6 protein-coding genes and 2 pseudogenes are annotated in these 6,214 nt (G+C 68.4%); 6 read left to right on the forward strand and 2 right to left on the reverse strand.

Annotation, left to right across the window (positions count from 1 at the left end; all coding sequences use genetic code 11):
• Positions 1 to 404: 404 nt before the first annotated feature.
• Positions 405 to 1,115, forward strand: a pseudogene (locus tag ACTG9Q_RS32860) (TnsA-like heteromeric transposase endonuclease subunit); the annotation flags it as partial.
• Between the two features lie 354 nt (positions 1,116 to 1,469).
• Here the strand turns inward: ACTG9Q_RS32860 and ACTG9Q_RS32865 are convergent.
• Positions 1,470 to 2,686, reverse strand: a pseudogene (locus ACTG9Q_RS32865) (acyl-CoA dehydrogenase family protein).
• A 155-nt stretch (positions 2,687 to 2,841) separates the two neighbouring features.
• On the opposite strand from ACTG9Q_RS32865, the gene ACTG9Q_RS32870 reads away from it, so the two are divergent.
• From ACTG9Q_RS32870 to ACTG9Q_RS32885, 4 genes are all read left to right on the forward strand, one after another.
• Positions 2,842 to 3,066 (forward strand): hypothetical protein, encoded by a 225-nt coding sequence (locus ACTG9Q_RS32870; protein WP_455576848.1) that lies wholly within the window; start codon positions 2,842 to 2,844, stop codon positions 3,064 to 3,066.
• Between the two features lie 317 nt (positions 3,067 to 3,383).
• Positions 3,384 to 4,517 carry a cytochrome P450 gene (locus ACTG9Q_RS32875; protein WP_455576849.1) on the forward strand — a complete coding sequence of 378 codons (1,134 nt, stop codon included), beginning with the start codon at positions 3,384 to 3,386 and terminating at the stop codon, positions 4,515 to 4,517.
• A 353-nt stretch (positions 4,518 to 4,870) separates the two neighbouring features.
• On the forward strand, positions 4,871 to 5,071 hold the full coding sequence (locus ACTG9Q_RS32880) for a tyrosine-type recombinase/integrase (protein ID WP_455576850.1): 201 nt from the start codon (positions 4,871 to 4,873) through the stop codon (positions 5,069 to 5,071).
• 66 nt (positions 5,072 to 5,137) lie between these two features.
• The gene (locus tag ACTG9Q_RS32885; protein ID WP_455576851.1) at positions 5,138 to 5,263 is read left to right on the forward strand and encodes a hypothetical protein; all 126 of its coding nucleotides are present in this window, start codon (positions 5,138 to 5,140) and stop codon (positions 5,261 to 5,263) included.
• Between the two features lie 79 nt (positions 5,264 to 5,342).
• Here ACTG9Q_RS32885 and ACTG9Q_RS32890 read toward each other — a convergent pair whose 3' ends face one another.
• Complete coding sequence (locus ACTG9Q_RS32890; protein ID WP_455576852.1) at positions 5,343 to 5,927, reverse strand: RICIN domain-containing protein; 585 nt, start codon at positions 5,925 to 5,927, stop codon at positions 5,343 to 5,345.
• Between the two features lie 158 nt (positions 5,928 to 6,085).
• On the opposite strand from ACTG9Q_RS32890, the gene ACTG9Q_RS32895 reads away from it, so the two are divergent.
• Positions 6,086 to 6,214: helix-turn-helix domain-containing protein (locus ACTG9Q_RS32895; protein ID WP_455576853.1), on the forward strand; the 129-nt coding region annotated here is incomplete at its 3' end.

Below are 6,214 nucleotides of genomic sequence, written 5' to 3' on the forward strand. Positions count from 1 at the left end.
GGTCGTCGATCTTGACGTAGAGTGCGGTGAGAAGGGTGTTCAGGTCGGTCGTCACAAACTGATCTTGAACACCCTTCGCCCGTCTCCAGCCACCGCCTCGACTTACGCATTACTCGTCTAGTTGGCGGACCGCAGCTCGACGGCCTGATCCTCCGACAAGTTCAAGCGGACAGGACACCTGTTGTTCCGTCCTGCTGTAGTTGGCGGAGTCCGGGATACATGGCGGGGCTCCGGTGAGGGTTGGTTGGTGAGGTCGGGAGAATGCCTCGGTGCCCAGCCTTGATCTTGTCCCTGGAGGCCCTCCGGCTCTGCCCGTCGACGGGTTCGAGGTCTGGTGCGTGGACGAGTTCGGGAGCAGCGTGTCCCGTTGACCGAGGCGGCGATGGTGTTGTTCGAGGTGTTCGCCGGTGCGCGGGTTCCCGAGCTGGAAGGGACAGTGCCACCACACGGGCCTGTGGTGGACGGTGACGACCGGCACGCTGGTGGGCTACGAGTCCTGGCTGGAGCGCGACCGGCTGGTGTTGCTGGTCTTCGATCCCGCCGTGGTCGGGATCGTCTCGCAGCCGTTCTGGCTGTTCTGGAGCACGCCGGTGGGCAAGGTCCGTTCGCACGTCCCGGACTACTTCGCCCGCCGCGCCGACGGTCGGTGCTGGTGTTGGACTGCCGCTCGCCTGAGCGGATCAAGCCGCGTGACCGCGGCGTTCGACGCGACCGCGGCGGCCTGCGCCGCGCTGGGGTGGGACTACGAGGTGGTCGGCGGCCCGCCGTCGACGCTGTTGGGCAACCTGCGCTGGATGGGCGGCTACCGGCACGCGCGCCACGGGCTGGGCGAGGTCGCGGTCGCGTTGCGCGCGGTGTTCGCCGACTCTGCCGAGTTGGTGGAGGGCGCGGTGTTGGTCGGCCATCCGGTCGTGGTGTTGCCGGACCGGACTGGCGCCGGGGGACGGTGCCCGGCGCGGTCGCGCGCGCCCCGGCTACGACCCGCAGACCACGACGCTGGCCGAGCGGCAACACACCAAGACCGCCGAGCTGGGCGAGATGGTGTCGTTCAGGACGCCGATCAACACCGCTCCGGCCAGACCGGCGTCCGCCCCACGGTGATGGTCCTGCCATAGCCTTAGCCGACGATCACGTCATCGCCGTTCGTACCGGTAAGGGTCTCGCCGCTCGCGGAGCCCACGATGGTGGCGGGCAGTCCGTCACAGGTCGTCGTGGCGTGCGGTGGGCACACCCACCAGTGACCACGAAGCCGCCACAACCACGCTCACCACCGCTCCGAGGGTGGATCTGACACTGGATTTGCGCACAGCGATCTCCTTCCAGTTCACCACGCAACGCGGAACCGGTCGATCACAATGGGAGAGCTGCGCAACTCGTACGTGTCATCGCCCGCAGCGGAAGGACGTTACGATCGGAAAACCGTGGAAGACTCCCATAATGCCGACGGCGGATGACCGGTGGCACGACGGTCAGGTGTACCAGGTGGGTTCGGGCACCTCGTCGAGCAACGCGTAGCGGCCGACTTCGGCGCGCTTGTGGGCGAGCGGGTCGTGCAGGCTGTGGGTGCGGATGTTGCGCCAGAAGATGTCCAGCCCCACGGTGTTGGCGGTGGCGCGAGCGCCGGTCACGTCGAACACGCGGGTGCCGATCTCCAAGCCGGTGTCGACGGCGCGTTGCTTGGCGGCGGCGATGACGACGGCGGCTTCGCCACGTTCGCGTTCGGTGACGGTGTCGGGGTGGGCGTTGATCGCCTCGATGAGTACGGCGGCGCGTTCGGCCAGGGCTTCGGCGGCCCACAGCTTGGCCTGCAGGTCGCCGTAGGTCTCCATGACGTGGAATTCTTCGACCGCCGAGCCCTTGACGTCGACCGCGTAGGGCCATGGCCGGGTCCGGCTTCGGGTGTACGCGGCGGCGGTGGCGAGCGCGCTCGTGGCGATGCCGAGGTAGAAGTTGGTGAATACCAATTGGATCAGCGGCACGTTGAGGGTGTTGTAGACCCGCGGCCGGAACTCCTTGTCGACGTAGCCCAAAGCATCCGACCAGGGCACGCGCACACCGCTGACCTCGACGCTGCCGCTCTCGGTGAGCCGCTGGCCGAGGTTGTCCCAGTCGTCGTTGAACACGATGGCGTCCTGGCGTGACGGCACGATGGCGAAGACGTGGTCGTCGGTGCCCTCCAGCACGCCTTCCAGGACGGTGACGTCGGAGACCTTGCTGCCGGTGGAGAAGGACTTGCGGCCGGTGAAGACGAGCTCGTCACTCTCGTCGACGACGGCCAGGTCGTTGTCGCGCGGGTTGACCGCGCCACCGAAGAACCAGCGCTCACGAGTGGCCTGTTCCTCCACCGCGGCCACCTGTTCCGGGGTGGCGATCAGGCGGGCGGTCCAGAACCACAGGTAGTGGTAGCCCAACAGCTGGCCGAGGGAGCCATCACCCGCGGCGATCTCGCGGACCGCCCGGTACGCGGTGGTCCAGTTCTGACCACCGCCCCCTGTTCGACCGGACCGAGCAGGGTGACCAGACCCGAGTCCTTGAGCAAGGCCACCTCGGCGTGCGGGGCGGCACCCGCCCGGTCACGGGCCACCGCGTCAACGGCGAACAGCGCGGCGACCTCACGAGCCCGGTCGAGCCACCCCTCGGCGGTGGCCGTAGTGGTGGTCCAGTCGCGTTCCGCAGAGGTGCTCACAAGCGGCTCCGATCATGTGTGCGGCGTTACGGCGCTCCTTCGTACCGAGGACACAGACGAACGCGATAGGTCCAAGCAGTGAAAAGATGTTCCACCTCAGGCGAACCGCACACCGCAGGACTCAGCAGTTCTGCGGCAGACAACACCCACGCACGGTGTTCTGCCACAAGCCGTTCAGCCGATTGAGAGCGGACGCCGGGATCACCAAACTCGGCGGCACCACCGTCCTCGTCCTGACCGGTACCGTGATCGACGGTCTCTTCCAGGGCGTGACCGTCGTGCAGACCAAGGTCCTGCCCGCCACCGACCTTACCGCCCGCCTCACGCCCCAAGGCCTGACCAGCGTCAGCGGCACGGTCACCTTCACCGCCGCGCTGTGAACCGACGAGCGCCAACGTTCTGCACCTAATCTCTTCGCCTGACCTACCCACCCCGAATGACGGCCTGCGGCTTCATCCATATCGACGCATCAGGGTGAACCGTGTTCACGCTTCCTTGACCTCAAACAGAACCCCTGGCAATACTGGATTTCCCCCACACAAGGACGGGTGCGATGAAACTGTTGCGAAAGATCATGCGTCGTCGCCGCTCCACCAACGCCGGCTACTACGCCTATCCGACGGTGTGACCGCTTCGCCCGGACCGATCGTCGCCTGCGGTCCGGGCGGAGTCGTCCTCCACCCGCAGGCGAGGAGCGATGACCGAACCACTCGACGTCCTGATCACGGCGGCGGGTTCCGGTGGGGGCATCACCGCGCTTGAACGCGGGCTGTGGCTGGTGACCGACCCCACCGAGACCGAGCGCCTCCTGGCGAGCAGGAACACGTCCACGGCCAGGGCCGCACGACGCACCGGCGTCACGTCGTGGGGACCGGACGGGTTGGCCACCTGGATGGCGGTGCGCCGCGCCGCGCGCCCTTTCCTCACCGCGTCCCGGCTGACTTCGGCGATCCCGGTGATCGCGGCCCAAGCCGCCCGGGTCGTCTCCGGCTGGCCGTCCCCCGGCGTCATCGACATCGCTCACGAGACCGTCGCCCTGGTCTCCGCCATCAACGTCCGGCACCTGCTCGGCGAACCGTCCGAGGCGTTGTCCTCTCTCGTCGAACGAGAACTTGTGCAGGCAGGACGGGCCCGTCGGCCGCTCCGGCCCGGACTCCGGTTGCGGCACGCCCAGCGCGCCACCTACAACGCCATCCGAGACCACGTCCGCACCCGTCCTCCAGCCGCCGGATTGGCGGCCGTCCTGACCGACCACGGGTTCGACGAGCACACCGTGACGTTGGCGCTGCGCACCATGCTGCTGTCCAGCCACCACGTGCCCGCCACCGCCCTGGCCTGGGCCTTGCACGAGCTGGCCACGCACCCCGACGTCCAGGAGCGGGCCCGGACCGAGGTCACCGCCGCGCGGGAGGACACGACGGCGGACCTGCCGCTGTGCCGGGCGGTGATCCGCGAGACCCTGCGCCTGCACCCACCGGTGTGGCGGCTGCGGCGGCAGCTCACCAGGCCGGCCCGCGGCCTTCCGGCGGGGGCGGGCCTGCTGTTCAGCCCTTACCTCAACCACCACGACCCGAACGCCTACCCGGAGCCCTCGCGGTTCCACCCGCAGCGCTGGGGCCAGGGCTTCCACCCGGCGCCGGGCACCTACCTGCCCTTCGCACTCGGCCCTCGCACCTGCCCCGCCTCGCAACTCGCCCTCACGCAGTTGACCGTCGTCCTCGCGGCCGTGCTGAGGAACCGCCACCTGACCCCTCACGGCGACCCCACACCGACCTTCGACACCCTGCACGCCCCCCGCCACCTGCGGTTGCGCCTGCTCCCGGCGGCATAGTCACCACGCCGCTTCGGGGGCTTGCACGCAACGACTCGTGGTACTGCGCCAGCCAAAATGGGGTCGTCGGGGTCAACACCACGTCACCCCTCCGAGGCCCTGCACGAACCACCACACGCAGCATGGAGAAGCTGCAGTTCGCTCACACCGCCGGGCTACGGCGGTCTGGATCCGCTGGTGAGAAGGGAGGAGTGCGACAGATCTCCGGCGTGTATGTCATCGACCTGATCGCTCAAACCAGGTCATCACGCCCGTGCCCCGCACCCCCACCAGCAGACAACAGTCCCGTAACCGAGGTCAAGGCATCATCGAGGTCAAGCGAAGGGAGCGCGAGTTCCTCCGCTGCCGTCGGTATGTTGTGTCCAGGTAGAGCCAGCTCTCCCCACAGCCTGCGCCACACCGCCATCACCGCGGCCCTGGACGCCGGGATCGGGATGCGCGACGCCCAGGACTACGCCCGCCACCGCGTCCCGCGCACCACCCGCCGCTACGACCACTCCCGGCACAACTTGGACCGCTCCGCGGCCTACACCGTAGCCTCCTACCTGGCTTGAGTCCGCTCGCAGCTCTGCAGCGAACGGACTCAAGCGCCGGTGGTGGCGGGCTCCGTGGCCGACTGAATGCTCAAACAGGACTGGCACACCCGCTCGCCGCCGAACCCGGCATTGACCCGCCCCCAACTACCCCTCACCCGCCAAGTGGACACCGCGCTGACCGCCTGGTTCCGCCGCCACCTCACGGACTAGGCCCGCCGAGGGACGGGCGACCTGAGGGTCATCCCGCCCCTGCCGGCGCCGTGTCACGGTCGAGAGCAGCCGGTGATCGTCACAGCAGGATCCATTGCTGGATGGGACCGTTGTAGCAGGTGTACTGGTTGACCCCGTTGAAGTCGCTGGTGCCGCCGAACCCCACCTCCAGGCACTTGCCGCTGTTCACGTTGGCCAACGCGTACGCCCCGGTGCCGAGGCTGTTCAGGGTCCATTGCTGGATGGGGCCGTTGTAGCAGGTGTGTTGGTTGACCCCGTTGAAGTCGCTGGTGCCGCCGAACCCCACCTCCAGGCACTTGCCGCTGTTCACGTTGGCCAACGCGTAGGCGCCGTTGCCCAGGTAGTTCAAGCTCCACAGCTGGCCCGCTCCGCCGTGGCAGGTGTATTGGGTGACCCGGTTGAAGTCGCTCGTGCCCGCGAACTCCACGTCCAGGCACTTGCCGCTGTTGACGTTGCGCAGGGAGTACACGGCGTTCACCGCGACGCCCTGCGCTCGGAGCCCATCGTCCTGTCCGCCGCCCGCTTCCGGCGCGGCGGGAGCAGGCCCGGCCGCGACGTGCGCGGCGGCGGGCGAGGCGAGAGCGACACCGACCGTCAGGAGCGCCGCGGCCACGAATGCCGGGAACCGCTTGGATGTGATCATTGTTTCCCCTCGGTAGAAGCACACGGCTCCGGTACGCGCTCGAGCCGGTGGCTTTTCACCCCTCAGAGTGATCAGTGCTGCACGCCCGGGCCAGGCATCCGGGTCACTGAGTGACCCGGACCTTGAATTCCCCCGGTACAGCGCGAAACATGGTCCCCATGGACGACCGCACCGTCACGGGGCGGGTCGTCGCGGTGCTCGACGCGGTCGCCGCCCTCGGCCGCTCCGCCACCCTGGCCGCGTTGACCCGAGCCACCGCCATCCCCAAGCCGACCGTCCGCCGCATC

The organism is Actinokineospora lacus (assembly GCF_053813445.1).

Excerpts from the sequence above, each read along its gene's own strand:
- ACTG9Q_RS32875 (WP_455576849.1), top strand. The coding sequence starts at position 3,384 with ATGACCGAACCACTCGACGTCCTGATCACGGCGGCGGGTTCCGGTGGG.
- ACTG9Q_RS32880 (WP_455576850.1), top strand. The coding sequence starts at position 4,871 with ATGTTGTGTCCAGGTAGAGCCAGCTCTCCCCACAGCCTGCGCCACACC.
- ACTG9Q_RS32885 (WP_455576851.1), top strand. The coding sequence starts at position 5,138 with ATGCTCAAACAGGACTGGCACACCCGCTCGCCGCCGAACCCGGCATTG.
- ACTG9Q_RS32890 (WP_455576852.1), bottom strand. The coding sequence starts at position 5,927 with ATGATCACATCCAAGCGGTTCCCGGCATTCGTGGCCGCGGCGCTCCTG.